Annotated in this window: 27 protein-coding genes; 12 read left to right on the top strand and 15 right to left on the bottom strand. The window is 58.7% G+C overall.

Going from position 1 to position 25,486, the window contains the following annotated elements; genetic code table 11:
• The first annotated feature begins 2 nt into the window (after positions 1-2).
• The 3 genes from AC2FPW_RS14950 (at position 3) to AC2FPW_RS14940 (ending at position 3,205) form a co-directional block, all read left to right on the top strand.
• The gene (locus tag AC2FPW_RS14950) at positions 3-746 is read left to right on the top strand and encodes a hypothetical protein (protein WP_496814329.1); all 744 of its coding nucleotides are present in this window, start codon (positions 3-5) and stop codon (positions 744-746) included.
• Positions 743-1,672, top strand: coding sequence for a glycosyltransferase family 2 protein (locus AC2FPW_RS14945; RefSeq protein ID WP_496814327.1), 930 nt, complete (start codon positions 743-745; stop codon positions 1,670-1,672). Before AC2FPW_RS14950 ends, AC2FPW_RS14945 begins: the two co-directional genes overlap by 4 nt.
• A 186-nt stretch (positions 1,673-1,858) precedes the next feature.
• Entirely contained in the window at positions 1,859-3,205 is a 1,347-nt protein-coding gene (locus tag AC2FPW_RS14940; RefSeq protein WP_267366133.1) for a DEAD/DEAH box helicase, read from the top strand.
• Here AC2FPW_RS14940 and AC2FPW_RS14935 read toward each other — a convergent pair.
• Genes AC2FPW_RS14935 through AC2FPW_RS14925 form a run of 3 tightly spaced genes read right to left on the bottom strand, consistent with a single transcriptional unit; the run spans position 3,202 to position 5,224 of the window.
• Positions 3,202-4,104: an EamA family transporter gene (locus tag AC2FPW_RS14935; protein ID WP_480504901.1), complete on the bottom strand. Its 903-nt coding sequence runs from the start codon at positions 4,102-4,104 to the stop codon at positions 3,202-3,204. The two genes, AC2FPW_RS14940 and AC2FPW_RS14935, sit on opposite strands and share 4 nt — an antisense overlap.
• A 21-nt stretch (positions 4,105-4,125) precedes the next feature.
• Entirely contained in the window at positions 4,126-5,028 is a 903-nt protein-coding gene (locus AC2FPW_RS14930; RefSeq protein ID WP_496814325.1) for a fatty acid desaturase, read from the bottom strand.
• Positions 5,021-5,224, bottom strand: a complete 204-nt coding sequence (locus AC2FPW_RS14925) for a DUF2061 domain-containing protein (RefSeq protein WP_496814351.1) — start codon at positions 5,222-5,224, stop codon at positions 5,021-5,023. Before AC2FPW_RS14925 ends, AC2FPW_RS14930 begins: the two co-directional genes overlap by 8 nt.
• A 105-nt stretch (positions 5,225-5,329) precedes the next feature.
• Between AC2FPW_RS14925 and AC2FPW_RS14920 the strand changes: the two genes are divergently transcribed.
• Together AC2FPW_RS14920 and AC2FPW_RS14915 are read left to right on the top strand one after the other, a co-directional pair.
• Positions 5,330-6,199, top strand: coding sequence for a helix-turn-helix domain-containing protein (locus AC2FPW_RS14920; protein ID WP_496814324.1), 870 nt, complete (start codon positions 5,330-5,332; stop codon positions 6,197-6,199).
• Between the two features lie 79 nt (positions 6,200-6,278).
• Entirely contained in the window at positions 6,279-6,461 is a 183-nt protein-coding gene (locus AC2FPW_RS14915; protein ID WP_480584630.1) for a hypothetical protein, read from the top strand.
• A 1-nt stretch (position 6,462) separates the two neighbouring features.
• On the opposite strand, the gene AC2FPW_RS14910 is transcribed toward AC2FPW_RS14915, so the two are convergent.
• The 3 genes from AC2FPW_RS14910 to bcoG form a co-directional block, all read right to left on the bottom strand.
• Positions 6,463-7,221 carry an SDR family oxidoreductase gene (locus AC2FPW_RS14910; RefSeq protein ID WP_496814323.1) on the bottom strand — a complete coding sequence of 253 codons (759 nt, stop codon included), beginning with the start codon at positions 7,219-7,221 and terminating at the stop codon, positions 6,463-6,465.
• Positions 7,218-8,684: a carnitine 3-dehydrogenase gene (locus tag AC2FPW_RS14905; protein WP_496814350.1), complete on the bottom strand. Its 1,467-nt coding sequence runs from the start codon at positions 8,682-8,684 to the stop codon at positions 7,218-7,220. Before AC2FPW_RS14905 ends, AC2FPW_RS14910 begins: the two co-directional genes overlap by 4 nt.
• Before the next feature lie 84 nt (positions 8,685-8,768).
• Complete coding sequence (gene bcoG, locus AC2FPW_RS14900) at positions 8,769-9,683, bottom strand: 3-dehydrocarnitine:acetyl-CoA trimethylamine transferase BcoG (RefSeq protein ID WP_267365216.1); 915 nt, start codon at positions 9,681-9,683, stop codon at positions 8,769-8,771.
• 133 nt (positions 9,684-9,816) lie between these two features.
• Between bcoG and AC2FPW_RS14895 the strand changes: the two genes are divergently transcribed.
• Positions 9,817-10,803: a GlxA family transcriptional regulator gene (locus AC2FPW_RS14895; RefSeq protein ID WP_480584639.1), complete on the top strand. Its 987-nt coding sequence runs from the start codon at positions 9,817-9,819 to the stop codon at positions 10,801-10,803.
• 67 nt (positions 10,804-10,870) lie between these two features.
• On the opposite strand, the gene AC2FPW_RS14890 is transcribed toward AC2FPW_RS14895, so the two are convergent.
• Genes AC2FPW_RS14890 through AC2FPW_RS14880 form a run of 3 tightly spaced genes read right to left on the bottom strand, consistent with a single transcriptional unit; the run spans position 10,871 to position 13,876 of the window.
• Complete coding sequence (locus AC2FPW_RS14890) at positions 10,871-11,917, bottom strand: aldo/keto reductase (RefSeq protein WP_496814322.1); 1,047 nt, start codon at positions 11,915-11,917, stop codon at positions 10,871-10,873.
• A 29-nt stretch (positions 11,918-11,946) separates the two neighbouring features.
• Positions 11,947-12,405 carry a DNA polymerase III subunit chi gene (locus tag AC2FPW_RS14885; protein WP_496814321.1) on the bottom strand — a complete coding sequence of 153 codons (459 nt, stop codon included), beginning with the start codon at positions 12,403-12,405 and terminating at the stop codon, positions 11,947-11,949.
• Positions 12,406-12,409: 4 nt separating this feature from the next.
• Complete coding sequence (locus tag AC2FPW_RS14880; protein ID WP_496814320.1) at positions 12,410-13,876, bottom strand: leucyl aminopeptidase; 1,467 nt, start codon at positions 13,874-13,876, stop codon at positions 12,410-12,412.
• Positions 13,877-14,105: 229 nt separating this feature from the next.
• On the opposite strand from AC2FPW_RS14880, the gene lptG reads away from it, so the two are divergent.
• From lptG to rsmA, 5 genes are all read left to right on the top strand, one after another.
• Positions 14,106-15,206, top strand: a complete 1,101-nt coding sequence (gene lptG, locus AC2FPW_RS14875) for an LPS export ABC transporter permease LptG (protein ID WP_480480588.1) — start codon at positions 14,106-14,108, stop codon at positions 15,204-15,206.
• Positions 15,206-17,368: an LPS-assembly protein LptD gene (locus AC2FPW_RS14870; RefSeq protein ID WP_496814319.1), complete on the top strand. Its 2,163-nt coding sequence runs from the start codon at positions 15,206-15,208 to the stop codon at positions 17,366-17,368. The genes lptG and AC2FPW_RS14870 overlap by 1 nt, the downstream gene beginning before the upstream one ends.
• Positions 17,359-18,612 carry a peptidylprolyl isomerase gene (locus tag AC2FPW_RS14865; RefSeq protein WP_496814318.1) on the top strand — a complete coding sequence of 418 codons (1,254 nt, stop codon included), beginning with the start codon at positions 17,359-17,361 and terminating at the stop codon, positions 18,610-18,612. The genes AC2FPW_RS14870 and AC2FPW_RS14865 overlap by 10 nt, the downstream gene beginning before the upstream one ends.
• Positions 18,609-19,574 carry a 4-hydroxythreonine-4-phosphate dehydrogenase PdxA gene (gene pdxA, locus AC2FPW_RS14860; RefSeq protein WP_496814316.1) on the top strand — a complete coding sequence of 322 codons (966 nt, stop codon included), beginning with the start codon at positions 18,609-18,611 and terminating at the stop codon, positions 19,572-19,574. Before AC2FPW_RS14865 ends, pdxA begins: the two co-directional genes overlap by 4 nt.
• A gap of 85 nt (positions 19,575-19,659) precedes the next feature.
• Positions 19,660-20,502 carry a 16S rRNA (adenine(1518)-N(6)/adenine(1519)-N(6))-dimethyltransferase RsmA gene (gene rsmA / locus AC2FPW_RS14855; RefSeq protein ID WP_496814315.1) on the top strand — a complete coding sequence of 281 codons (843 nt, stop codon included), beginning with the start codon at positions 19,660-19,662 and terminating at the stop codon, positions 20,500-20,502.
• Between the two features lie 55 nt (positions 20,503-20,557).
• Here the strand turns inward: rsmA and AC2FPW_RS14850 are convergent, their stop codons facing one another.
• From AC2FPW_RS14850 to prfA, 3 genes are all read right to left on the bottom strand, one after another.
• Positions 20,558-21,151: a DUF4167 domain-containing protein gene (locus AC2FPW_RS14850; protein ID WP_267364566.1), complete on the bottom strand. Its 594-nt coding sequence runs from the start codon at positions 21,149-21,151 to the stop codon at positions 20,558-20,560.
• Between the two features lie 239 nt (positions 21,152-21,390).
• Positions 21,391-22,236 carry a peptide chain release factor N(5)-glutamine methyltransferase gene (prmC, locus tag AC2FPW_RS14845; RefSeq protein WP_496814314.1) on the bottom strand — a complete coding sequence of 282 codons (846 nt, stop codon included), beginning with the start codon at positions 22,234-22,236 and terminating at the stop codon, positions 21,391-21,393.
• The gene (prfA, locus tag AC2FPW_RS14840; RefSeq protein WP_480481653.1) at positions 22,233-23,288 is read right to left on the bottom strand and encodes a peptide chain release factor 1; all 1,056 of its coding nucleotides are present in this window, start codon (positions 23,286-23,288) and stop codon (positions 22,233-22,235) included. Before prfA ends, prmC begins: the two co-directional genes overlap by 4 nt.
• Before the next feature lie 62 nt (positions 23,289-23,350).
• Here prfA and AC2FPW_RS14835 point away from each other — a divergent pair, with 62 nt between their 5' ends.
• On the top strand, positions 23,351-23,641 hold the full coding sequence (locus AC2FPW_RS14835; protein WP_496814312.1) for a hypothetical protein: 291 nt from the start codon (positions 23,351-23,353) through the stop codon (positions 23,639-23,641).
• Between the two features lie 3 nt (positions 23,642-23,644).
• Here AC2FPW_RS14835 and AC2FPW_RS14830 read toward each other — a convergent pair whose 3' ends face one another.
• The 3 genes from AC2FPW_RS14830 to speB form a co-directional block, all read right to left on the bottom strand.
• Positions 23,645-23,998 carry a DUF6404 family protein gene (locus tag AC2FPW_RS14830; RefSeq protein ID WP_480919679.1) on the bottom strand — a complete coding sequence of 118 codons (354 nt, stop codon included), beginning with the start codon at positions 23,996-23,998 and terminating at the stop codon, positions 23,645-23,647.
• 35 nt (positions 23,999-24,033) lie between these two features.
• Positions 24,034-24,438: a DUF1499 domain-containing protein gene (locus tag AC2FPW_RS14825; protein WP_496814310.1), complete on the bottom strand. Its 405-nt coding sequence runs from the start codon at positions 24,436-24,438 to the stop codon at positions 24,034-24,036.
• Positions 24,439-24,503: 65 nt separating this feature from the next.
• Positions 24,504-25,451 carry an agmatinase gene (gene speB, locus AC2FPW_RS14820; protein WP_496814309.1) on the bottom strand — a complete coding sequence of 316 codons (948 nt, stop codon included), beginning with the start codon at positions 25,449-25,451 and terminating at the stop codon, positions 24,504-24,506.
• Positions 25,452-25,486: the final 35 nt, after the last annotated feature.

Here is a 25,486-nt window from a genome sequence, read left to right as displayed (position 1 = left end):
GCATGAGCAAGGATGAACTGACTTTCCCCGGCGGTCTGCCCGACATGCTGGACAGGTATGAAAACCGGCGCAGCCCGTTTCAGTTCGGCACCACCTCGTTGCCTGACCTTGACGTCAACCTCATTGAACTGGCCGATCGCACATTGCCCGAAAGTGCAACTGTGCCCCCACCGAAGCCCAATACAAGCTGGGATCGCAAGCGTGCTCTGATTGCGCGGGAATTTGTCGGAAATTCGGAACTTGCCTTCCTGAATGCCCAGTTGATCTCGAACCTGCGAAAGCGGTCCTTCCCGCGCCACGCCCCGCTTCTGTTTTGCCGCCTTTGGGACGAACAGTCGGACCACCTTCTGTCCGCGCTTGATCTGCGGTGGCTGGTCTCGTCGGTTCAAACCTTTGCGGACCACGGTCAAACTGCAACCCAGCGCGAGGTTGGTCATGCGCTGCGCATGTTGTTCGGCATGATGAAGCTTTATGAGTTCGAGAGGCGCTTTTCCGGGCTGATCCCGGAAACACCATTTCCGTATCAAAAATTGAAACGCGTCCCGCTGCCCTATCAGATGAAAGGGTTTTCCCTTGGAAGTGGCGGGCTGGACGTCAATCTGATTGCTCCGGTCTGGACCAAGGCCCTAAGCGACACCACCATCGCGCCGCTGGTCGATCACTTGATGACCGAGCTCAACAGAGATCCCGGCGGTGTCTTTCGCCGCCTGAAACTCATGCGCAAAGCGCGCGCGCAGCGCACATGACCACATGGGGTGTCGTGTCGATGGTCAGGGGCCCGACCGAGGATGTCCTTCGGTTCGTGGCCCATCACCTCGATCTGGGCGCCGAGACCATCTACATCTATCTGGATGAACCGAACCAGCGCACATTCGAGGCGCTGAAGGCACATCCCAGTGTTTGCGTACAGGTTTGTGATGACGCCTATTGGCAAAAGCTAAAACGCACACGACCGGACAAGCACCAGGTTCGCCAATCGGTCAACGCGACATACGCCTATCGCGACACGCACCTGGATTGGCTGGCCCATATCGATGTTGACGAGTTTCTGTGGTCGCCGACCCCAATCTCGGATGTGTTGCGCGATATCGGGGACAAGGTTCACGCCGCCCGGGTCCGCCCAATCGAGGCGTTGGCAGGCGGCGAAGACCTGTACAAGGCGCATGTTCCACAAAGCCCGGCCCGAACACAGCTGATTGAGATGCTTTATCCCAACTACGGGGCCGTCGTGCTTGGCGGGTTCCTCAGCCATGTACAGGGCAAGTTGTTTGCGCGCACGGGATTGAAACGTCTGAGTTTTCGTATCCACAACCTGTTTCAGAACGGGAAATTGCTGCCGTGCAAATATGAGCTTGCGCAGGTCGATCTATGCCACCGCCACGCGCCGGACTGGGACCACTGGATCACACATTATCCGTTCCGCTTGGATCGCGGCTCGTATCAGGCTGGCATGGCCCCGAATGCCCCGCGCGAGATGGGGGGGCTGAACAAGAATGAATTGCTCAGCTGGATTGAAAGCGAACACGGCGAGGACGGGCTGCGCGCGTTCTTCAACGAGATGAGCGGCGCTGACCCAGATGTCCGCGCCCGGCTGGAGCAGAATGGGCTAATCCGCCACCGCGTGTTGAATCTGGACAGAAAATTGGCGAAACACTTTCCCGGAAGTTGCTGAATTGTTGCGCAAAACTCGAACCTGTCTCGATGAAACCCGGGTGCAGCGGTCTTCATTTGACCCCGACCAACGTTTTTGTTATGTCCGCGTCCAAGCCGAATTGTCGCATTACGCGCATGGCCATCCGGGCCCGGCACATCTTATACGCGCGGGCCAGGTCAAGTGTCCGCATTCAACCGGACTTACATGACAAAGTTTAACGAACTGAACCTGAACCCGAAGGTCCTCAAAGCCATTGAGGAAGCCGGATACGAAACCCCAACGCCGATCCAGGCAGGTGCGATTCCGCCCGCATTGGAAGGTCGCGATGTTTTGGGCATAGCCCAGACAGGCACGGGTAAAACCGCCAGCTTTACGCTGCCGATGATCACACTGCTGGCCCGTGGCCGGGCGCGTGCCCGTATGCCACGTTCGTTGGTTTTGTGCCCGACGCGGGAACTGGCCGCTCAGGTGGCCGAGAATTTCGACACCTATACCAAACACCTGAAACTGACCAAAGCGCTGTTGATCGGTGGTGTCAGCTTCAAAGAGCAAGAAGCCCTGATTGACCGTGGCGTCGACGTTCTGATCGCCACGCCGGGCCGTCTGCTGGATCACTTCGAGCGCGGCAAGCTGTTGCTGACCGGCGTGCAGATCATGGTGGTGGATGAAGCGGACCGTATGCTCGACATGGGGTTCATCCCCGATATCGAACGCATCTTCTCACTAACACCTTTCACCCGTCAGACCCTGTTCTTCTCAGCCACCATGGCATCCGAGATCGAGCGGATAACCGACACGTTCCTGTCGGCCCCTGCCCGGGTCGAAGTTGCCCGTCAGGCGACCGCATCCGAGACCATCGAACAGGGCGTGGTCATGTTCAAAGGCGGCCGTCGGGACCGCGAGGCCAGCAACAAACGCAAGGTTCTGCGTGCGCTGATCGATGCTGAAGGCGACAAATGCACAAATGCGATCATCTTCTGCAACCGCAAGACTGACGTGGATATCTGCACAAAATCCCTCAAAAAACATGGCTACAACGCGGCCGCCATCCATGGCGATCTGGATCAGTCGCAGCGGATGAAAACACTGGACGGTTTCCGTGAGGGATCATTGCGCCTGCTGGTCGCCTCAGACGTGGCTGCGCGTGGCCTGGATGTGCCAGCCGTCAGCCATGTGTTCAATTTCGACGTCCCCGGCCACCCCGAGGATTATGTGCACCGCATTGGCCGCACCGGCCGCGCCGGCCGTGAAGGTAAAGCCATCACAATCTGTTCGGGACGCGACGAAAAAGCACTGGTTGCGATCGAAAAGTTGATCCAAAAAGACATCCCGCGCATAGACAACCCGGTTCAGGACGACCCCAGACCCGAACAGCCAAAGCCTGAGAAAAAGGCCAAAGCCCCCGAGAGTCCGAAAGAAGGCAAAAAGGTTCGCGAACCGAAGGGGCGCAGTCGTGGGCGCAAGGAAGACACCGGCCCGGCCGTCGTGGGCATGGGAGATCACCTGCCCAGCTTCATCGCGCTCAGCTTTGACGAACGTCGCGCCAGCTAGATTGCCAGAACAAGCGCCAAAATCGAAAACCCAAGCAACATCATCCCGGCGATTTCGCGCCGGGTGATCGTCTCGCGGAAGAACAGGATCGACGCCATCAGGCTAAAGATCAGCTCAACCTGCCCCAGCGCTTTTACATAAGCCGCATTCTGCAAGGTGAAGGCCCAGAACCAGCAAAACGAGCCACCGAGGCTGGTCAGGCCGACAAATACCCCGGTCTTTCGCGTTTGCCAGACTGCGCGCAGTTCGGCCCGGTCCCGCCACAGCAGCCATATCCCCATGCTGGCGAACTGGAATGTCACCACTGCGGCCAGTGTTACCAGCGCTCGGAACCACGCATCGATATCGCCCAGTTGCAGTGAAGCCCCACGATAGCTGACGGCGGAAAACGCAAACAAAACACCTGATCCAAGCCCCAATTGCGAAGCCCGATTGGTCAGATGGCGCCACCAGGGTCCGTCCCCTCCGGGTGTTTTTGACAACAAAAGAACAGCCATCAACCCCAACAGGATCGCGAACAATGCGCCCCGCGACACACTGTCCCCCAGGACCAAAAAGCCAACAATCGCGGTCTGGATCACCTCGGTTTTCTTGAAGGTAATTCCAACGGCAAAATTGCGTTGTTTGAACAACGCCACCACGCAGATCGTTGCAAGGATTTGCGCTGTCCCTCCGATGACCGCGTAAAGCCAGAACAAACTGCCAAGCCGAGGCATGCTCGCCCCAGTTATCTGCAACGCAACATATAGCCCGATAACCGCCAACGGCATGGAATAGGCAAACCGCGCAAAAGTTGCACCTGCAGCGGATAGTTTCACGCTGGCCAGAGATTTTTGCAGCATGAAACGCACAGTCTGAAAACTGGCGGCGGCGATGGTGACGGGGATCCAGAGACTCATGCCACCCGTTGTGTCGTCAATTCAAGGCTTTGGCCAGAGAGGATGTGGCACAGGGTCTTTTGCGCGAACGAAATACTGCCGGAATATCTGTGCATAGGACCGGTAAACATAGGCTTCGTTGCAAGCCAAGTACCTGTCCTTTCCGTCGCGGTACAATGCAGGCAAGCGATACCACGGAGCCGCCGGATTCATGTGATGAACGACGTGTAAGTTATTGTTTAAAAACAAAAACGCCAGAGGTCCGTGATCTTCGACAATCACCGTGCGGGCGCGGGATTTTTCATGTGCACGATGCTCCAGAAACGTGCGGATCTTCAAAAGCGACAGCCCCATATAGGCCGCGACCAGATAGGCCCAAACCGGCATGGCCGATTGCGCAACTACCCACAGAACCACCGCCGCGCCGGGAAGGTGCACAGCCCATGCCAGCAGGACCGCCCTGTCCCCGCGCATCAACCCACGCCATTCGTCACGCATAAACAGAACCTGACCAAGGACAGGCCCCAGTACCATCCGCCCCAACAGCGTGTTGTTCAGGCTCAGGATCATCTGCGCCAGCCGCGGCAATCCCGACCAGATATGCGGATCCAGATAATTCGATTCCGGGTCGTCATAAGGGTCCGTCAGAGTGGCATCCTGATGATGCGCCAGATGCAGGTCCCGAAAGCGGTTATACGGAATTGCCAATGTCAACGGCAGTGCCATCAACGCCTCGTTCAGCCATTTGGCACGAAATGGGTGCCCGTGCAGGGCCTCATGCGTCAGTGACGAATGCAAAGCCGCAACAACACCCAGAGCAGGGATAGCCAACCACAAGGATGTGTTTGCCAGCCAGAACAGACCGGCAAGCCACGCAGCATAACACAAGAGTATAAGGAAAAACGTGCCCCATTCGGGCGATTTGGGTGTCGTGGGGTCAGCCATTTCGGCCCCACGAAATTTTCGCCCAAATTCTTTCGTAAATCACGTACATCGTCAGGCCGATGGCCGTGTTCACCAGCGCCAGCGCCCCTCCTACAGTGGCCGAGCCTGTTGCCAACAGGCCCACCATTGTCATGATCGCCAACCCCATCGCATTCCAAACGATCGCTTTCACGACTGATCTTCGCCGCGTTTCCATTCCGAACCCCGTTTTTTTCTTACTCAAAGCGTTACATCCGGACCCCGGCATTGAAAATTCTGAATATGATTAACAAAACTAATCAAATATGATAAATATCACGGCATGCAGGAAAATATCGACAAGCGCGACCGTGCCGCGCAATTTCGTCTCCGCCTCGCCCGCGCGATGGAAGAGCGCCATGTCAGCCAAAGTGCCCTTGCGCGCAATATTGGCGTTGACCGCTCGACCGTTTCCCAATTGCTGACAGATCATGGCGCGCGGTTGCCCAACGCACATGTTGTTGGCGGATGTGCAGCGGCGCTCGGCGTTTCGGCCGACTGGTTGCTGAGCCTATCTGACAGGCCGGAAAGCGCGGCTGAGCTTCTGGCTAGCTCGCTGACCTTTACCGAGGCCCCACGCGCCCTTGTCGATGAACGTATCTTCGAGTGGCATCAGGAGGCCGCCGGGTACAAGATCCGCTATGTCCCGGCCACCCTGCCGGACATGCTGAAGACGCGTGCGATACTGGAATGGGAATACGCCCCGCATCTGGGTCGGACCGCTGATCAAGCTATCGGCGCGTCGGCGGATCGTCTGGCATGGATGCGCAGCGCCCAGTCGGACTATGAGATCGCTATGCCGTTATTCGAAATCGAAAGCTTTGCATACGCGACCGGGTATTATCAGGGTCTCAGCCCCGAGGTTCGGCTGGAACAGATCGATCACCTGTTGGCGCTGTGCGAACAGCTCTATCCGCGGATGCGGATCTATCTGTTTGACGCAAAACGGCTTTATTCCGCACCCGTGACGATTTTCGGCCCGCTGCTTTGTGTATTTTACGCAGGAAGTCACTATATGGCCTTCCGCGACCGGGATCGGATCGAGACTTTCTCACGCCATTTCGACACACTTGTACGCGAGGCCGACGTGGCCGCCCGGGACTTTCCAAACCACCTGCGTCGCCTCAGAACGGCGGTTTCCCGCGACTGGTGATGCAGCACCATCCAACCTGTGCTATTCTACTTTGGCGCGAACCATAAGGCATTCCGAACACAGACGGAGGAGCATAGGAATGGACGCAATTCAAACCGCTCAATACGCACGTGCACTTTTTGCGGCACATGGAGATCAAGCCGAGGCCGAAGCCGCGCAAAAAATGCGCGAATGCGAAGCTGCCGGAAACCGACAAGAAGCCCAGGACTGGCAGGCAGTCCGTCAGACCATCCGCCAGATCCGTGGCCCAAATCAGGGCTGAGTTACAGTTTCGGGTCCGGGTTGACCGTGTGACCATCCACCGCGATCACCTGACCTGAAACCAGACCCGCCGCATCTGAGGCAAGGAATACTGCCATATTGGCGATATCCTGCGCTTCAACAAAGCGCCCCATTGAGGTGCCCGAGGCATAGCCCTGATAGACCTCGTCACGGGTCATGCCCTTGGCTGCGGCCTCGCGGGTCAGGACACCTTCCATCCGAGGGCCTTCAACTGCGCCCGGACAAATGGCATTGGCGCGGATGCCATAGGGCCCCAACTCCATGGCCAGCGTCTTCATCAACCCGATGACAGCCCATTTTGCCGACGCATAGGGTGCGCGAAACGGGTAGCCATACTGCCCGGCTGTCGACGAGGTCAGAATGATACTGCCCGCCCGCGCCGATTTCATCAGCGGCGCTGCATATTTTGCCGCCAGAAAAGCACCGTCCAGATTGACCGCGACACAAGAACGCCACGCGTCCAGATCAATATTCTCAATGACATTTGTCGGGCCGGCAATACCGGCATTGGCGCAGAGCACATCCAACCCGCCCGTCGAACGGACGGCGTCAAATACCGTGCGCATGTCAGCCTCGTCCGCTACATCGGCTCGGTGCCTGGTCCAATGTTCGGGCAAAGTATCCAACGCCGCCTGATCGATATCAGTAACCCGGACGTCATAGCCAACCGCGTCAAACGCCTCGGCCATGGCCCGGCCGACGCCTGACGCGCCAGCCGTCACCAGAACCCGGCGCGTCATGAAGACTTCCTGATCGCTGCGCCTGCGCCCTCGGGATAAGGCAATCCGGCCTGAGCCTCTGCAACCCGCGCCATAGCCGCTTCGATTTCAGCAGATGGCGCGCTGGGGCGGCGGGTTTCCAGGCTGACATGCAGCAGAAAACTTTCACCCGTGGCCAGCAGCTTGTCGTCCTCATACATGCTGTGGAACACATGCAGCTTCTTGCCCTGCCCCAACAGCATCTGCGTGCGCACGTCGATTTTTGCACCGGCATGAGCTTCATCCAAATAGCGAATGTGGTTCTCCGCTGTGAAATAGCTGCCGCCTGAGGCAATGTAATCCGCATCGCATCCGATGATTTCCATGAACCGATCGGTGGCGGAGGCAAAGGCTTCCAGATATTTCGCTTCGTTCATGTGGCCGTTGTAATCCGTCCAGTCCAGCGGAACGGCCCGCGACAGGGTCAGTATGGGCTGGCTCAGATCCGCTTGATCCAGCGTCGGCAGCGCTCCGGGTTTCAACCGTGCATCATGTTGGTTCAGCACCGCCCCCGCGCCGTAATTCTGCGCCTTGAGGGCCCGCATCATACCAACAAGGTTGTTATCGCGAATACGCTCTAATTCTCGGATCGAATGCATCCCGGATTGTGCGTCAGATTGATTGGCGATCAAATCGACCAGTTCGTCAGTGAACTCAGGAACATCCATCAACTTGGTCCACGGCCATTTCAAAGCAGGCCCGAACTGCGCCATGAAATGGCGCATCCCCGCCTCGCCCCCGGCCACGCGGTAGGTTTCGAACAGACCCATCTGCGCCCAGCGGATGCCGAAGCCCATACGGATGGCCTCGTCAATTTCTTCGGTTGTCGCGATCCCATCCTTGACCAGCCAAAGCGCCTCGCGCCAGACAGCTTCCAGGAACCGGTCGGCGATATGCGCATCGATCTCTTTCTTGACGTGCAGCGGGAAAAACCCAAGCGATTTCAACAGGTCCTGCGCCTGTTCGATCATCTCGGGCGGGTTCTTGTCCGTTGGTACAAGCTCGATCAAAGGCAACAGGTAAACCGGGTTGAAGGGGTGCGTCACCACGATCTGCTCGGGGCGCAGCGCTCCGTCCTGAAGTTCGGACGGCTTGAACCCACTGGTCGAGGATCCGATGACCGCGCTCGGATCGCAAGCCTCCTGCAAGCCTTTATAAACCTTCAGTTTCAAATCCAGACGTTCCGGCACGCTCTCCTGTATCCAACGCGCACCTTTAACCGCTTCGGCCATATCGCTGTGAAAGCTCAGCGAGCCCTCGGCTGGCAACGGAACGTCACTCAGCCCCGGCAAGGACCGTCTTGCGTTGTCCAGCACCTCGCCAATCTTGCGTTCCGCCTCGGGGTCAGGGTCAAACACCCGCACATCCCAGCCATTGAGCAGGAACCGCGCGGCCCATCCACCGCCGATGACTCCGCCCCCAATAATTGCTGCCGTTTTCATGATTCCCCACCTACTGGCTGCGTATGTTTCATCTTTTTAGAAATACTCCGGGGGCTTGGGGGCTGGCCCCCAAAACCCGCGTGTCCATTATTTTGCAACAGGTGCCTGCTTGGTCAGCCCCAGCTTCGCACGGACTTCGTCAGGGCCGATCACGCGCGCGCCCATATTCTCGATGATGGATCCCGCACGTTCCACCAGCTGCCAGTTCTCGGCCATTACGCCCTTATCCAGCCAGAGGTTGTCCTCAAGCCCCACGCGCACATTGCCGCCCGCGAGAACCGAAGCCGCGACAAACGGCATCTCGTTCCGTCCCAGTGAAAACGCGCTGAAGGTCCAGTCATCCGGCACGTTGTTTACCATCGCCATAAAGGTATTCAGATCATCCGGCGCCCCCCACGGTACCCCCATGCACAGCTGGACCAAAGCGTTAGGTGCCAGAATCCCTTCTTTCACCAGTTGCTTTGCAAACCACAGGTGGCCAGTGTCAAAGGCTTCGATCTCGGGCTTGACACCCAGATCAGTCATCATTTTGCCCATGGCGCGCAATGCACCGGGCGTATTCGTCATAACATAATCGGCCTCGGCAAAGTTCATTGTGCCGCAGTCCAAGGTGCATATCTCGGGCAAACATTCGGCAATATGCGCCACACGTTCGGATGCTCCAACCATGTCCGTGCCCGCGGCCACCGGAAACGGGTTTTCAACACCGCCGAACACGATGTCGCCGCCCATGCCGGCCGTCAGATTCAATACGACGTCCACATCAGCGTCGCGGATGCGGTCCGTCACCTCGCGATACAGATCCAACCGGCGGCTTGGCGCACCGGTCTCGGGGTCACGCACGTGGCAGTGTACCACTGCCGCACCGGCCTTGGCGGCAGCGATTGCGCTGTCGGCGATCTGCTGTGGTGACCGCGGCACATGCGGGCTGCGGTCCTGCGTCCCGCCCGAGCCGGTTACGGCACAGGTAATAAAGACTTCGCGGTTCATTTCCAGAGGCATGGTGTTTTCCCCAAGTTATACCCGGTTTTGCCTTGAGTTTTCCCCAGGCTTTTCCCCGGATTCCGATTTGCGTTCTGACCCGACTCTGGCGCAGCTTTGGGGAAACCACTTGGCAATATGCGAATCAAACTTGATGAAATCCGCAAAAAACATACTGCAACCGGAACACCGCGCCCTGAAAACCGCGGTGCTTGTGCTGGACGAATGCAACACGCTCAGCTTTGCCTCTGCGGTGGACCCGATGCGGGCCGCGAACCGTCTGGCGGACCGCCCGGCCTTTGATTGGGACTATGTAACCGCGACGCCAGAACCCGCGATTCTGACCAGTGCGTTGCAAGTGCCCGGTATTCCACTGGCCCGGTTGCAATCCTGCGACCTGATGATCGTGGTCGCCGGGTTCCAACTGGCCCGCCACGCCACCCCAAGCCTGCTGGCTGGTCTGCGGCGCATCGCGGGCACAGGCGCAACGATGGCAGGCATTGATGGCGGCCCGTGGCTCCTGGCCGAGGCCGGGCTACTGGATGGCCATCTGGCAACAACCCACTGGGAAGACCTAGAAAATTTCGCCACGCGGTTTCCCGAAGTTGATGTGCGCACCGACCGCTTCACCGTTTCGGGCAATCGACTGACTTCGGGTGGCGCAATTCCTGCTGTCGAGATGATGCTGCACATCATCGCCGCCCGTCATGGCGCAAGTTTCGCCGCGCGCGTTGCGGGCCTGTTCCTTTACGATGGTGCTCCCGACCCTGGAAAACCGCAAAGCCGCACAGGCGCACCCCATCGCCACACAGCACTGACCGCCAAGGCCAACTCGATGATGCAGGCGTCACTGGATGATCCCCTGCCGCTGGCCTTTATCGCAGACCGCCTGGGCACCAGCCCACGGACGCTGCAACAACAGTTCCGACTGCGCCTGAACACGACGCCGCAGGACCACTATCTGCAACTGCGCCTGGCCGAGGCCCGCCGTCTGGTCACCGACACCGACATGCCACTGATGGATGTGGCGCTCGCCACCGGCTTTGCCTCGCAATCCAGCTTTGCCCGCGCTTTCCGCACCGCCCACGGTCAATCGGCCCGCGACCTGAGACACGAACGCGCGCATCCCACCCATCACTGACCGGATCCTTCTTCATCTGGCCAAAAGTATCCCGGGGGCGTCGCCAAAGGCGACGGGGGCAGAGCCCCTAAAACGGCATCGGGTGCGCCCGATGTGCCCTGCTGATCTCGGCCAACACATCCTTGGATAATTCAAGATCCACGCCCGCCAGAATATGATCCAGCTGTGCAACGGTCGTGGCCCCGAAGATTGCCGACATCATGAACGGGCGCGTCCGGCACCACGCCAACGCCATATGCACCGGATCCAGACCATGCCGTGCGGCGATGTCCAGATAAGCTGCAACCGCCTCGAAAACACGACCGGATTTCCGGCCTCCCATCTCAGGCACAAAGGACATACGCGATCCGTCGGGAACGCAGTCATTTTGGTACTTTCCGGTCAGAAAGCCTGCCGCCAACGGGGAAAACGCCATCAGCCCAACATCTTCATGCACACTCAACTCACCCAGGTCGGTGTCAAAATGGCGGCACAGCAATGAATACTCGTTCTGCACCGATGCCACGCGCGGCGCCCCCATCTGGTCGGCCAGCCGCAGCCATTGCGCGGTTCCCCAAGCGCTTTCATTCGACAGGCCAAAGGCACGGATATTGCCCTTGTCTACCTGAGCCTGCAATGCCTCAAGGCATTCTTGCATGTTGCTCAGCACTTCATCTGTGTTTTCGCCAGACGGCGCATAATCCCAGTTCTGCCGAAACATATAGCTGCCCCGATTGGGCCAGTGAAACTGATAGAGGTCAATGTACCCGGTCTGCAAACGTCGCAAAGACCCCTCAATCGCTTCGGGTATTGTGCGGGCAGTGATCGGCGCACCATCGCGGACAAAGGACAGCCCCGCGCCGGAATGCTTGGTCGCCAGAACATAATCGCCCCGGCGGGTAGGATTGGCGGCATTCCAGTTTCCCAAAATCTCTTCGGTGCGCCCGATCGTTTCTTTCGCGACAGGGTTCACCGGATACATTTCGGCCGCGTCGACAAAGTTGATCCCCGCGTCCAACGCCATATCCATCTGCCGGGGCGCATCCGTTTCAGACGTTTGGGAGCCAAATGTCATCGTACCAAGGCACAGATCGCTCACCATAATTCCGGTACGGCCCAAAGGCTTTTTCTGCATTGTCGTATCTCCTGAAAATTGCAGGCCGGTCAGGCTTCAGCCTTTTTTTCCCACCGCCCGGACTCCTCCGACCAGTATTGTGCGGAGCATCCGGCATCCGTCAGCGCTTTCCACTGCCCGCGCGCGTGGTGTACCGCCATGTCGTCATTGCCATCGAACAGGATACAAACCCGTTCCAGCGCGGCGACTTCTTCCGCTTCAACCGGCGCGCCATCCACAGCCATGATACAGGTCGCACCATTTCCCGCCACGGCGCTGGTGGTCAGCAGGATCGGCTGGTCCGCGTCATGCGGACCGCCTGCGCGACCATGCGGCAGGAACCCGTCCTCGGGGCCCAGCCACAGTTTTTCATCCAGCCAGTCCATCCGCGCAGGGTCAGTACCCCGCACGGCTATCCGCCACCCGGCTTGCCGCGCCTTGTCCAGCAGCGCGGGCAAGGTATGCTCCAGCGGCTGGCGGGTCAGGTGGTAGAAATAGACAGCGCCCATATGCTTACTCGAAATTGTCCTGCACAAACCGGCTCAGCGCGCGCACGCCCCAGCCGGTGGCGCCTTTGGGCGCATAAGAGGTCTCTTCAGCCACCGAGGCGACGCCCGCGATATCCAGATGAATCCACGGCGTTTCCTCTTTTACGAACCGCTGCAGGAACTGCGCGGCGGTGACTGAACCGGCGGGGCGACCGCCCACGTTCTTCATGTCGGCAATGCGCGATTTCAGCAACTTGTCATAGGCGTTGCCCAATGGCATCCGCCAAGCGCCTTCATCCTCGGCCTTGGCTGATTTCAGGAAAGCATCACAGAACGTGTCATTGTTCGAAAAAACACCAGCGTTTTCATGGCCCAAACCGATGATGATCGCACCGGTCAAAGTTGCCAAGTCGATCATTCCGACCGGCTTGAACCGTTCCTGCGCGTACCACATCACGTCACACAGAACCAGGCGGCCCTCGGCGTCGGTGTTGATGATCTCGACCGTGTCGCCCTTCATTGATCTGACCACATCACCCGGACGGGTAGCGTTACCTGATGGCATATTCTCGACCAGACCAACCAGCCCCACGACATTGGCTTTTGCCTTGCGCTTGGCCAGCGCGCGCATGGTGCCCGCAACAACGCCGGCGCCGCCCATGTCCATGGTCATCTCTTCCATGCCGACAGCTGGTTTGAGCGAGATACCACCCGTGTCGAACACCACGCCTTTTCCAACCAAAGCCAGAGGCGCGTCGTCCTTGGCCCCGCCATTCCACTGCATCACCACGACTTTCGAAGGGCTGTCCGAGCCCTGCCCGACGCTTAGCAACGTGCGCATTCCCAGCTCGGCCAGCTTGTCTTCGTCCAGCACTTCGACCTCAAGACCCAGCTCCTGCATCTCAACCAGGCGGTCCGCGAATTCGGTGGTGGTCAAAACATTTGCTGGTTCATTGGTCAGATCGCGCGTCATCCGAACTCCGTCAGCAATTGCATAGAGAGGTGCGAATTCTGCCTCGGCCTCAGCAGGCTTTGAGTGGCTGATTGTCACTGTACCAGCCTTCTGGCTTTCCTTTGTTTTATGCGCGTCGAATTCATAGCTGCGCAGAACAATCCCCAGTGCCAGATCCTCGGCCCGCGCGTGATTGCCAACCATCACTAGCATGTCCTTTCCGCCCGCCAGTTTGGCAAGGGCTGCACCTGCCTTTCGGGCTTCGCCGGCCTCGGGGCGACGTGGCAGAACCAGAACATCCAGCGCCTCAGCCGCCATTCCTGTGGGCCATGCCATCGAGATGACGTCCCCTGTTTTGGATTTGCTGAAACTGTCGCTTTCAACAAGCCGCGCCAACCCGCCCTTCGTCAGACGGTTGGCTCTGCGGGCTGCCGGGCTCATCTTACCGTCGTCCGGAATGATGATGGCGACGCGCCCTTTGGCCTGCGCCATAGCCTCCAGGTCAAATTCCTGAAAACGGATCGGTATCAGACTGCTCATTGTACACTCCTCGAATTCTGTTCCCCAAGACCTAGCCCGCGGGGCACGCATTGACCAGATAGCAGTTTTCCCCGCCTTTCAATTGCATTAAGGTCCCGAAAAAATGACCGGCAGGCTCGGGGGAGAAAGACGTGGTACGAGAGGGCAGGCATACGCCGTCGCGCACAGCATTGCGCAGGCGCGATATCGGCCCGACGCCCCGCACTACAGGCGCAGCGGGGTCGCGCCTATGATCCTGGACCGTTATTTTGCCCGCCGGTTTCTGCAAAGCTTCATGGTCATCGGAGGTATTTTCCTGACCTTGATGATTCTCATCGATCTGATCGAACAGATTCGCCGCTTTGACGATTTCGACCTGTCTTTTGCCCAGCTGCTGCACCTCACACTGCTGAATACACCAGCCGCCATCAGCGAAATGCTGCCTTTGCTGGTCATCCTGTCCACCATCGCGCTGTTCGTTGGGCTGGCACGTACCTCCGAACTTGTGGTGACCCGTGCAACTGGCCGCTCGGGCATCCGCGCTTTGGTCGCCCCTGTCCTGTTGTCGCTGATCATCGGCGCTCTGGCCGTTGCACTGTTGAATCCCATCGCAGCGGCCACATCTGAAGAGTTCCGCCGCTTGTCGGATTCATACCGAAACAACGGCAGCTCGGCCCTTTCGATCAGCAGCGAGGGCCTGTGGCTGCGCCAGTCTGCCGAGAATGGGCAGGCCGTTATCCACGCCCGGGCAACATCGAACCAAGACAAGCTGCGGCTGGACGGTGTTACCGTCATCACCTTTGGGCGGGATGGCAAACCAACCCAGCAAATTGTTGCGGATCGGGCAGAGTTGGAAGACGGGAACTGGGTTCTGTATCAGGCAAAAACCTGGGCCTTGCAGGATGGGCAGAACCCTGAATCCAATTCAGTTGTGCACGAGCGTCTGGAGCTGCCGACCTCGCTGACCCGACAGCGGATCATGGATACGTTTGGGCAACAGGATTCGGTTTCAGTTTATGACCTGCCCCAGTTGATCAGCGACCTTCGCGAGGCGGGGTTTTCGACCAAACAATATGAGGTCTGGCTGCAGGTACAGCTGGCCCGGCCTTTCTTTCTGATCTCGATGGTTCTGATCGGGGCCGCGTTTACCATGCGCCACGTTCGGTTCGGCGGTACTGGGATCGCCGTTCTGACAGCCGTCCTGCTTGGGTTTGCCATCTATTTCGTGCGCAATTTCGCGCAAATCCTCGGGGAAAACGGACAATTGCCCATCTATATCGCTGCCTGGGCACCGCCCTTTGCCGCAATTCTGCTGTCTCTTGGTCTGCTACTGCATGCGGAGGACGGCTGATGCGGCATATCGTTCCTGTATTGCTTACCAGTGCACTGGCTTTGTCCGTCCCGGCGGGAACTGCAGCACAGACATCCCAAGGCCGGCCACAACCACAGGGCACACAAGCGCAGCAAGAGCCCGCCTTGCTGGTGGCCGACAAGGTATTCATCACGCCTGAGCGCAAACTTGTGGCTGAAGGCAATGTCGAAGCCTTTCAGGGCGACACCAAGTTGTCCGCCCATCGTATCACGTATGACCGCGAGACTGGCGAGCTGATATTGGAAGGCCCCATTCGTATCGATCAGGGTGGTCAAACTACGCTGCTGGCGGATTCAGGGCAACTGGACAGCGGAATTCAGAATGGACTGCTGATCGGTGCACGCATGGTGTTTGAACAGCAGGTACAGATCGCCTCGGTTCAGGCGAAACGGGCCGCAGGACGTTATACACAATTCAGCAAGGTTTCAGCCACATCCTGTCATGTCTGCACCGACGGCAGGCCGCCTCTGTGGCAGATCAGGGCGCGCAAAGTCACGCATGATCAACTGGAACGGCAACTATATTTCGAAGGCGCGCAGCTTCGGGTCCTGGATTATCCGGTATTCTACTTTCCCTATCTGCGCTTGCCCGACCCAACGCTAGAGAGGGCAACCGGCTTTCTGGTTCCTTCTATCCGCAGCACCTCGCAATTGGGCACTGGCGTTCAGGTTCCGTATTTCTTCAAACTTGGCGATCACAAGGACCTGACACTTACGCCTTACGTCTCAGCCAAGACGACAACTCTGGGATACCGCTATCGTCAGGCCTTTGTGAACGGACGCATTCAGGTGGAAGGCGCTTATACACGGGACGATGTGCAACCCGATCAGGATCGCGGCTACCTGTTTGCCACCGGCTGGTTCAACCTGAAGAACGATTTCCGTCTGACCTTCAATCTGGAAACTACATCCGACGATGCCTATCTGGCCGATTACGGCTTGCCGGATCTGGACCGCTTGCGCAGCGAAATCGCACTGGAGCGGATCAAGCGCGATAGTGCGTTCAAAACCGGCCTGATCTACTACAAAACACTACGGGACAGCGAAAATCAGGACGAAATCCCGTCCCGCGTCTTCGACCTCAACTATGAAAAACGCTATTTTCCCAGCACGCTGGGGGGCGAGGTTCGGCTGGCTTTCATCGGTCATGCGCACGAACGTACCAGCGACACAGATGTTGTTGGTCGCGACATGGCACGGGCCACCTTCGATGCCGAATGGCTGCGCAGCTGGACTTTCTCATCGGGGCTGCGGGTCGATACCACGCTGGGGGCGTCGGTTGACACTTTCAACATTCGCCACGACAGCAATTATCCCGACAACGTGACCCGATCTACGCCGCGCGCGGCTTTGACACTCCGTTATCCAATGACCCGGCGCGAGGAATCGGGGGCTGTTCAGTTTCTCGAACCGATCGCACAGTTTGGATGGACACATGTATCGGACACCGATGTTCCGAATGATGAAAGCACTTTTCAGGAATTCGATCAGGGTAACCTTCTGTCCCTCTCGCGGTTCCCTGCTGAAGATCAGCGCGAGAACAGCGCCACAGGCGTTATTGGCCTGAACTGGGCCCGGTACGGCGCGGGTGGCTGGCAGGCCCAGGCGACTGTGGGCCAAGTGTTTCGGGCCGACGCCGATCCAAACTTCACGCTGACATCGGGGTTGCAGGGCACATCGTCGGATTTGCTGGTGGCCGGGCAGATCAGCACGGCCAATGGCTGGTCACTTGCCGGGCGCGGTCTGATCGACGGGGACTTCAGCTTTGTCAAAGCCGAACTGCGCGGCGCATGGGCATCCGAAAATGCCGGCCTTTCCGGCAGCTATATCTGGCAGGAACCGGACCCGGCGGAAAACATCACCGAAGAAATCTCGGAAATTCTGCTTTTCGGACGCTACCAGGTCGATCAGAACTGGCTGACCAATGCTCTGGCGCGCTACGATCTGGCTGAGTCGGAGCCGATCCGGCTGGGTCTGGGTGTGACCTATCAGAACGAATGCGTTCGGGTTAACATGTCCGTAAGTCGGCGCTTTACTTCAACATCCACTATTGAGCCTTCGACAGAATTCGGCTTTACCCTTTCTCTGACAGGGTACGCCCTTGAAGGCGGTGGCAAGACATACAAGAGAACATGCAGTTGATATCAGGTTTCTCCAGGTTTCTCCGTTCCGGTTGGCTTAAACCGGTCACACCGGCACTGGTTGCCGCAGTTTTTGCAATCGCGCCGCTTCAGGGTAGCGCGCAAAGCCTGTTCTCACCCGCGATCCGCGTCAATCAGGATATTGTCACTTGGTACGAGCTTGAACAGCGCCTGCAATTCCTGAATGTTCTGGGTTTGCCCGGTGGTAACGAAGCTGACGTCAGGGATGCCCTGATTGATGAAAAACTGCGCAGGCAGGTCATGCGCAGCGCCGGCGTGCAAGCGACGCCCGAGGCCGTTCAGCTGGGCATCGACGAATTCGCCTCGCGCGGACAATTGTCGTCCGAACAATTCCTGAAACTTCTCGGCGACGCGGGCGTCGACCCTGAAACGGTCCGAGACTATGTCGCGGATCAACTGGCATGGCGCGACTATATCAGCTCGCGCTATCTGTCGCAGGCGCGCCCGACCGAGGATGAGATTGATCGCGCGCTGGGCCAGACGGGCGGTGGCGGATTGCAGGTCCTGCTGTCCGAAATCATTATCCCGGTAAACCCGCAAACGGTTGCCCAGACCGAGTTGTTGGCCGAAGAAATCTCGCGCCTTGAAGGGCAGGACGCGTTTTCTGCTGCCGCCGCTCAGTATTCCGCAGCCGCAACACGGGGTCAGGGTGGACGTCTGGAGTGGCTGAACATCTCGAACCTGCCCCCGGCGCTTCAACCTGTCATCCTGGGGCTTCAGACCGGTGAGATCACCGATCCGATCACCCTGCCGAACGCGGTCGCCTTGTTTCAGATGCGGGGCTTGCGCGAAGTCGCAACCGGCGCTCCGCGTATTTCAAAGTTGGATTATGCCGCCTATTACCTGCCTGGCGGGCGCAGCGCCGAAACCCTTTCGCGGGCCGCGAAGTTGAAAGAAGAAATCGACACTTGTGATGATCTCTATGGCATTGCCAAGGATCAGCCCGCCGAAGTTCTGGACCGGGTCGAAGCCGCACCTTCCGAGGTGCCCGGTGATATTGCCGTGGAACTGGCCAAGCTGGACCGGAACGAAGCGTCGGCGAATCTGACCCGCAACAATGGTCAGACGCTTGTGTTTCTGATGCTGTGCAACCGCACGCGGGATCTGGGCGAAGACACCTCTCGGGGCGATGTCGCCAACGCGCTGGCGCAGCAACGTCTTCAAGCCTTTGCGGCCAGTCTGGTGGAACAGCTGCGGGCTGACGCTGTCATTACTCAGGAATGATGCGGCCCGTCGCGCTCAGCTGCGGCGAACCGGCCGGTATCGGTCCGGAAATCGCGGCCAAGGCGTGGGCTGAACTGCGCGATGCCTGCCCGTTCTTCTATATCGGGGACGCCAGCCACCTGCCAGCAGGCACACCCGTTGCTAAAATCGAACACCCAAGTCAGGTTGCTGAAGCCTGTCGCCGGGCCCTGCCCGTTCTTCAGATGGATTTTCCCGCCGCGAACGTAATCGGCCAGCCGAATCCGGCCAACGCGCCATCGGTGGTTGATGCCATCGAAACCGGTACCGAACTGGTACAGACCGGTGAGGCCGCAGCGCTTTGCACCGCACCGATCAACAAGAAAGCTCTGATTGACGGCGCAGGGTTCACCTTTCCTGGCCATACCGAGTTTCTGGCAGCCCTTTCCGGAACCCGCCGGGTAGTCATGATGCTGGCCAGCGAGCAGTTGCGCGTCGTTCCCGCGACGATTCACATTCCATTGTCACAGGTTCCCGCGGCACTTACCCCTGATCTTCTGCGCGAAACGATTGAAATCACTGCACGCGGTTTGCGTGATCAGTTCGGTATCGCGCATCCCCGCATCGCAATTGCAGGCCTGAACCCGCATGCAGGTGAAGGCGGCAAGATGGGCACAGAGGAGCTCGACTGGATTGCTCCGATGCTGGCCGATCTGAACCCCGAGGACGCGACAATTACCGGCCCCCACCCTGCGGATACGCTGTTTCACGCAGCCGCCCGCGCCCGCTATGACGCCGCCATCGCCATGTATCACGATCAGGCCCTGATCCCGATCAAGACGCTGGATTTCGACCGGGGCGTGAATGTCACCCTTGGCCTGCCGTTCATCCGTACCTCACCCGACCACGGAACAGCACTGGACATCGCGGGGAAAGGCATCGCCAACCCCTCCAGCCTGATCGAAGCCCTGAAACTTGCCCAACGCATGGTAAAAAGCTCTTGATCCTTCACCTGGCTGAAAATATCCCCGCCGGAGGCACAAAAATCTCGGGCACAGCCCCTTTCACAGGCGCCAAGGTATTCCGATCATGAGCGCTATAGACACGCTTCCCCCTCTGCGCGAGGTCATCGCAACCCACCAGCTTTCGGCGCGCAAATCGCTGGGGCAGAATTTTCTGTTGGATTTGAACCTGACTGCCAAGATCGCCCGACAGGCCGGCGATTTGTCAGAATGCGATGTGCTTGAAATCGGCCCCGGTCCCGGTGGGTTGACGCGAGGCCTGCTGTCCGAAGGCGCGCGCAAGGTCGTGGCCGTCGAAAAAGATACACGGTGCATTGCCGCCCTGAACGACATCGCCGCCGCGTATCCGGGTAGGATTGAGGTGATCAACGGCGACGCCCTGGACATCAACCCGCTTGAATATCTGACACCGCCAATCCGCGTCGCCGCCAACCTGCCCTACAATGTCGGCACCGAGCTGCTGGTGCGTTGGCTGACACCGCCCGAATGGCCCCCATTCTGGCAGAGCCTGACGCTGATGTTCCAACGCGAAGTGGCCGAGCGTATTGTTGCCCAACCCGGCAGCAAAGCCTATGGACGCCTTGCAATCCTTGCCCAATGGCGGGCCGAGGCACGTATCGCCATGTCGCTTCCCCCCGGGGCCTTCACTCCGCCGCCCAAGGTTTCAAGCGCCGTGGTCCACCTGACCGCCCTGCCCGAGCCACGCTATCCCGCCGATGCCGCCACCCTGTCGCGCGTCGTGGCTGCCGCCTTCAACCAACGCCGCAAGATGCTGCGCGCCTCACTCAAAGGCATTGCCCCGGATATCGAAGACCGCCTTCTGGCCGCAGGTATCAAGCCCACGGACCGTGCCGAGCAAGTCCCGCTGGAAGCGTTCTGCGCTTTGGCGCGCGAAGTTAAGAAAACCTGATCAAACGAAAAAGCCCCGAGTTAAACCTCGGGGCTTGGTTCTTTGGACATCGGCTTTATTCTGCCGCCTCCGGTGCGTCCCCCGTGTCGGCAGGAGCATCCTCTTTTGCCTCGGGTGCAGCTTTGGGCTTCCGGGCGCGTGGCTTGCGCGCGGGTTTTTCCTTGCGCGGCGCCTCTTCCGGTGTTTCAGCCGCCGGGGTTTCTTTGTTTTCCGGGGTCTCCACCAGACCGCTATCGGGCTCTGAAACTTGCTGAGACAGGTCCATCACATCAGGCTGCGGTGCTTCGGCCGGATCAGCCTGGCGGGTCGCTTCGCGTTCCTGACGTTCGGCACGTTCACGGTCGCGCTCGGCCTGGCGTTCGCGGTTCTGGCGCTCCTGCTCTTCACGGCGCGCGTCAATCTCGCGCTGCGCTTCGCTCAGCATCCGCAGGTAGTGTTCCGCGTGTTGCTGGAAGTTTTCTGCCGCCACGCGGTCATTCGACAGCTGAGCGTCACGTGCCAACTGGTTGTATTTGTCAATAATCTGCTGCGGCGTGCCACGGACCTTGCCTTCGGGACCCGAGCTGTCAAAAACCCGGTTTACGACGTTGCCGCCAGAAGGACGATTGCGGTTATTCTTGGCCCGCGAACGGGGTTTGGAAGATCTCATCTTACTTTACGTCAGCCTTATCAATGCGCTGTCGCTCAACCCGTGTTTTGCACTGCTCTAAGGCGTTTGCCGTGACGGGAAGTCGACTTTTTGGGCTTGGCGTCAGGGGTGCGCTGCAACAGCGTCAACCTCGCCGACTAATCCTGAGTAAGCATGTCCTGACGGCGCAGACAAGAGGAATCTCGGATTTTCACCAGCTTTTTTCTACAGGTCGGCGTTTTTTGCCGCAAACCCGCCGCTCATCCCGGCATTCTTGCGCCGACGACACGATCGCGAACGTCAAGATCGGGGATTACCCGGACGTCCACCAACCCGGCGGCATCGAACAAGGCTGACACTTTTGCCGCCTGCGTCGGACCGATTTCGACAAGAATTCGCCCGCCCGGCAACAGAAAATCCGGGGTCGCCGCCGCGATCCGACGATACGCGCCCAACCCGTCCCCCTCATCCGTCAGGGCCATGCGCGGCTCGTGCTCACGCACTTCGGGCGACAGTTCTTCCATCTCAGACCCTGAGATATACGGAGGGTTGGAAACAATCAGGTCGAATTTATCTTCAATGTTTTCGAACCAGTTTGATCGAAGGATCTCAATCCGCGTCTCTACCTGATGCTGAACCGCATTGGCACTGGCTTGCAGGCAGGCGGCTTCGCTCAGATCAACACCCACGCCCGTGGCACTGCTGCGTTCGGCCAGAAGGGTTATCAGGATACACCCCGAGCCCAGCCCCAGGTCGAGGACATGATCAAATGGTTCGCTCAACGCAGCTTCGATCAGGGTTTCTGTTTCCGGACGCGGATCAAGGACATCCCGGCTGACGCGGAACCTGCGGCCGTAGAACTCCCGCTCACCCAACAGATGCGACACCGGAACCCGGATGGCCCGCAAGGAGATCAACTGGTCATAACGCTCGGCGATTTCGGGCTGTAATTCTTCCGGGGCAATCAGTGTCACGCGACTGGCTTCAATCCGTGCAGCGTGGGCCAGCAACAGACGCGCGTCGCGTGCCGGATCGTCCACACCGGCCGCACGCAGACGCGCTGTCGCTGCCACCATGGCCTGTGCCGCTGTTTGCAGACCTGTCATTGTGCCATCTCGGCCAGCAGCCGGGCCTGATCATCCGCCGTCAGCGCATCAATCACCTCGTCCAGATCACCCTGCATCACCTGATCCAGCTTATATAGCGTCAGGTTGATCCGGTGGTCGGTCATGCGCCCCTGCGGGAAGTTATAAGTACGAATGCGTTCCGAGCGATCCCCCGAGCCAACCTGACTGGCACGATCTGCCGAGCGTTCACTGTCAATCCGCTGCCGCTCCAGATCGTACAAGCGCGTCTTCAGAACCTGCATGGCGATCTCGCGGTTGCGATGCTGGGACTTCTCGGAACTTGTCACCACCAATCCCGTCGGAAGATGCGTGATCCGCACAGCCGAGTCAGTCGTGTTCACGTGCTGTCCGCCCGCGCCCGAGCTTCGCATCGTATCGATTCGGATATCATTGGCGTCGATCTGGATGTCTACATCCTCGGCCTCGGGCAGAACCGCCACAGTCGCCGCCGAGGTGTGAATGCGCCCGCCGCTTTCGGTTTCGGGCACGCGTTGCACCCGATGGACGCCGGATTCGTACTTCAGTCGCGCAAAGACGTTGTCGCCTTTGATATGGGCTACTACTTCCTTGATGCCGCCCAGATCCGAGGCCTGTTCTTCGATAATCTCGAATTTCCAGCCACGCGCCTCGGCGTAACGCTGATACATGCGCAACAGGTCACTTGCGAACAAAGCGGCCTCGTCCCCGCCGGTGCCAGGGCGAATTTCCAGCATCGCCGGACGGGCATCTGCCGCATCCTTTGGCAACAATGCCAGTTGGAGCGCGTTTTCCGCCTTGGGGATGCGGGCCTGCAATTCGGGAATCTCCTCCTCGGCAAGCTCTTTCATGTCCGGGTCGGTCAGCATCGCCTGCGCTTCGGCCAGATCCCCCACCAGCTGTCGCCAGGCCATGATCTGATCGACCACAGGCTTGAGGTCGGAATATTCTTTGGCCAGCGCCGCAATATCACCACCCGATGCGCCATCTGCCATGGCTGCTTCGAGGTACTGAAAACGCTGGGTGATCTGTTCAAGACGTTCTTCGGGGATCATCCCGGCGGTGTCTCTCATCCGGGGGCTTTGGTCAAGGGCAACGTCATGCTAAGCTTGCGGCCATGAAACGGGTTTTACTTGCTCTGCTGCTGACAACCACGCCTGCCCTCGCCGATTACATCGGCCCTGACGGCAAGACGCGGGATTGCTATTGCACCGACACATCCGGGTCTCGCATCGAACTGGGTGAGATGATCTGCCTTCAGGTCGACGGACGCATGTTCACCGCGCAATGCCAGATGTCCCTGAACGTTCCCATGTGGCGCGAGGTTCAGGAAGGGTGTTTGTCGTCTGGATTACACTCGGACTGGCCAAATTTGGATACACCACCAGATGGTGACAACGCTCTCTGAGCGCTACAAGTCTTCCCACTTGCTCAAATTGTATGCCCTGCGTTGGAACAGTCTTAGTGCGACTGTTAGCAAAGTAAGTGGTACGGCGGCCAACACTGCGGGGCCAAATATATTGGGAAGGCAAAAGTTCTCACCAAGAATGACAGTTACCCCGGCCTGAAACGAAGCAACTATCAAGGTCACCAAGACAAACACAGCAACATTGGTTAATGGCGATGCCCAATACAGAAAGGGTCTTGGTTCAAAGCCAAGGGCTTTCAATCGTTCAAGCTCAGACTCAATTCTTATGTGCTGCTTAACACCGGCCTGCTCAATTTCAGCCAATGCATTATGGAACTTTTTCTCATAGTCACTCATACGTCCAATCTAGGAACTTTCCCCTTGGTTTCAATCTATTGAAGTGCCGCCAACCACCCATCGACTCGCGCCCTGTTCACCCCGAAATCCTTACGACCAAACCGCAAGCGGCCGTGAATGCGCAGGGTGTCTCCGTCCTGCTGAGCCGTGGTGTAGTCGGGAAAGCCGATCCATTTCGTGCGGGTGATATAGGTGATCATGCCCTCGCTGACCGAGCCGGCCAATACCGTAGTGCGCGGCGTGGTTTGGGCAATCTCATCAAGACGCTGCAACCCGTCGGGGCCGGTTTCAACAACGCGCAACACACCACCCGGCAAGTTCTGGCTTTCGGGCGAAACCAAAGCGACGTGCCACCGCGCAGGGTCTGACGGTGCCAGCCGGACATAGGCGCCTGCCCCAACCACAAGCGCAACCACTGCCCACAAAGCCATCTTTTTCATCCCGCTCCATCCCTTTTGTGAACCCTAAGCGGAACAAAACCGGCGGCAAGACATTCCACCGCGTCTTACCGCGACGTCACACCCGGCAGGATACACAGCATCTCATAGATCAGGTTGGCTGCTGTCAGTGCAGTGTTGCCCGATGGATCATAAGGGGGTGAGACCTCGACCAGATCGCATCCCACTATGTTTACCCCATGCAGGGCATGGATCAGTTGCAGCGCTTGCGGTGTCGAAAGACCCGCGATTTCCGGCGTGCCGGTGCCCGGAGCGTATGCGGGATCAAGGCTGTCGATGTCGTACGAGATGTAAACCGGGTGGTCCCCAATGATCTTGCGAACCTGCGATCCGATCTGGGTCAGGTTCTGCTGCCACAGCTCCCATGCGGGGAACTGGCGGAAGCCCCAATCCTTGGCTTCAGAAAAATCCGAGGCCGCATAGCCCGAGCCCCGAATGCCGATCTGGAACGTCTTGTCGGGAACAATCAGCCCCTCTTCATAGGCGCGGCGGAAAACGGTGCCGTGGGTTTCGCGTTCACCGAACATCTCGTCATTCACATCGGCATGGGCATCCACATGCACCAGCGCCACGGGACCGTGTTTGGCCTTGATGGCTCGCAGGATCGGCAGGGTGATCGAATGATCGCCCCCCATCGCCACAGGGATCACGCCTTTCGCCAAAATGGCGTCATAGCTTTCCTTGATGATCCTGAGGCTGTCTGCAAGCGAGAAGGTGTTGATCGCCAGATCCCCAATATCGGCTATCTGCAAGCTGTCGAACGGGGCCGCTCTGGTGGCCATATTATAGGGTCGGATCATCGCGCTTTCGCCGCGGATCTGCTTGGGGCCAAAGCGCGTGCCCGACCGCCACGACGTGCCGATATCCATCGGCACCCCCAGCACCGCCACATCCAACCCCTCAAGCGAGGAGGCCTGCGGCAGGCGCATGAATGTGTTCGGCCCGGAAAACCGGGCCAGATCATTCCCGCTAAGTGGTTGGTTGAATTCGGTCATGTGCGTAATGGTCCCGTCCCTGTTTGTCACTTGAT

The organism is Ruegeria sp. SATB027 (assembly GCF_059613825.1).
The sequence above is the reverse complement of the archived record's forward strand: the minus strand, read 5'-3'. Positions and strand labels throughout refer to the sequence as shown.

Coding starts and splice junctions, on each gene's coding strand:
- AC2FPW_RS14950 (WP_496814329.1), top strand. CDS start 3: ATGAGCAAGGATGAACTGACTTTCCCCGGCGGTCTGCCCGACATGCTG.
- AC2FPW_RS14945 (WP_496814327.1), top strand. CDS start 743: ATGACCACATGGGGTGTCGTGTCGATGGTCAGGGGCCCGACCGAGGAT.
- AC2FPW_RS14940 (WP_267366133.1), top strand. CDS start 1,859: ATGACAAAGTTTAACGAACTGAACCTGAACCCGAAGGTCCTCAAAGCC.
- AC2FPW_RS14935 (WP_480504901.1), bottom strand. CDS start 4,104: ATGAGTCTCTGGATCCCCGTCACCATCGCCGCCGCCAGTTTTCAGACT.
- AC2FPW_RS14930 (WP_496814325.1), bottom strand. CDS start 5,028: ATGGCTGACCCCACGACACCCAAATCGCCCGAATGGGGCACGTTTTTC.
- AC2FPW_RS14925 (WP_496814351.1), bottom strand. CDS start 5,224: ATGGAAACGCGGCGAAGATCAGTCGTGAAAGCGATCGTTTGGAATGCG.
- AC2FPW_RS14920 (WP_496814324.1), top strand. CDS start 5,330: ATGCAGGAAAATATCGACAAGCGCGACCGTGCCGCGCAATTTCGTCTC.
- AC2FPW_RS14915 (WP_480584630.1), top strand. CDS start 6,279: ATGGACGCAATTCAAACCGCTCAATACGCACGTGCACTTTTTGCGGCA.
- AC2FPW_RS14910 (WP_496814323.1), bottom strand. CDS start 7,221: ATGACGCGCCGGGTTCTGGTGACGGCTGGCGCGTCAGGCGTCGGCCGG.
- bcoG (WP_267365216.1), bottom strand. CDS start 9,683: ATGCCTCTGGAAATGAACCGCGAAGTCTTTATTACCTGTGCCGTAACC.
- AC2FPW_RS14895 (WP_480584639.1), top strand. CDS start 9,817: ATGAAATCCGCAAAAAACATACTGCAACCGGAACACCGCGCCCTGAAA.
- AC2FPW_RS14890 (WP_496814322.1), bottom strand. CDS start 11,917: ATGCAGAAAAAGCCTTTGGGCCGTACCGGAATTATGGTGAGCGATCTG.
- AC2FPW_RS14885 (WP_496814321.1), bottom strand. CDS start 12,405: ATGGGCGCTGTCTATTTCTACCACCTGACCCGCCAGCCGCTGGAGCAT.
- AC2FPW_RS14880 (WP_496814320.1), bottom strand. CDS start 13,876: ATGAGCAGTCTGATACCGATCCGTTTTCAGGAATTTGACCTGGAGGCT.
- lptG (WP_480480588.1), top strand. CDS start 14,106: ATGATCCTGGACCGTTATTTTGCCCGCCGGTTTCTGCAAAGCTTCATG.
- AC2FPW_RS14870 (WP_496814319.1), top strand. CDS start 15,206: ATGCGGCATATCGTTCCTGTATTGCTTACCAGTGCACTGGCTTTGTCC.
- AC2FPW_RS14865 (WP_496814318.1), top strand. CDS start 17,359: ATGCAGTTGATATCAGGTTTCTCCAGGTTTCTCCGTTCCGGTTGGCTT.
- pdxA (WP_496814316.1), top strand. CDS start 18,609: ATGATGCGGCCCGTCGCGCTCAGCTGCGGCGAACCGGCCGGTATCGGT.
- rsmA (WP_496814315.1), top strand. CDS start 19,660: ATGAGCGCTATAGACACGCTTCCCCCTCTGCGCGAGGTCATCGCAACC.
- AC2FPW_RS14850 (WP_267364566.1), bottom strand. CDS start 21,151: ATGAGATCTTCCAAACCCCGTTCGCGGGCCAAGAATAACCGCAATCGT.
- prmC (WP_496814314.1), bottom strand. CDS start 22,236: ATGACAGGTCTGCAAACAGCGGCACAGGCCATGGTGGCAGCGACAGCG.
- prfA (WP_480481653.1), bottom strand. CDS start 23,288: ATGATCCCCGAAGAACGTCTTGAACAGATCACCCAGCGTTTTCAGTAC.
- AC2FPW_RS14835 (WP_496814312.1), top strand. CDS start 23,351: ATGAAACGGGTTTTACTTGCTCTGCTGCTGACAACCACGCCTGCCCTC.
- AC2FPW_RS14830 (WP_480919679.1), bottom strand. CDS start 23,998: ATGAGTGACTATGAGAAAAAGTTCCATAATGCATTGGCTGAAATTGAG.
- AC2FPW_RS14825 (WP_496814310.1), bottom strand. CDS start 24,438: ATGAAAAAGATGGCTTTGTGGGCAGTGGTTGCGCTTGTGGTTGGGGCA.
- speB (WP_496814309.1), bottom strand. CDS start 25,451: ATGACCGAATTCAACCAACCACTTAGCGGGAATGATCTGGCCCGGTTT.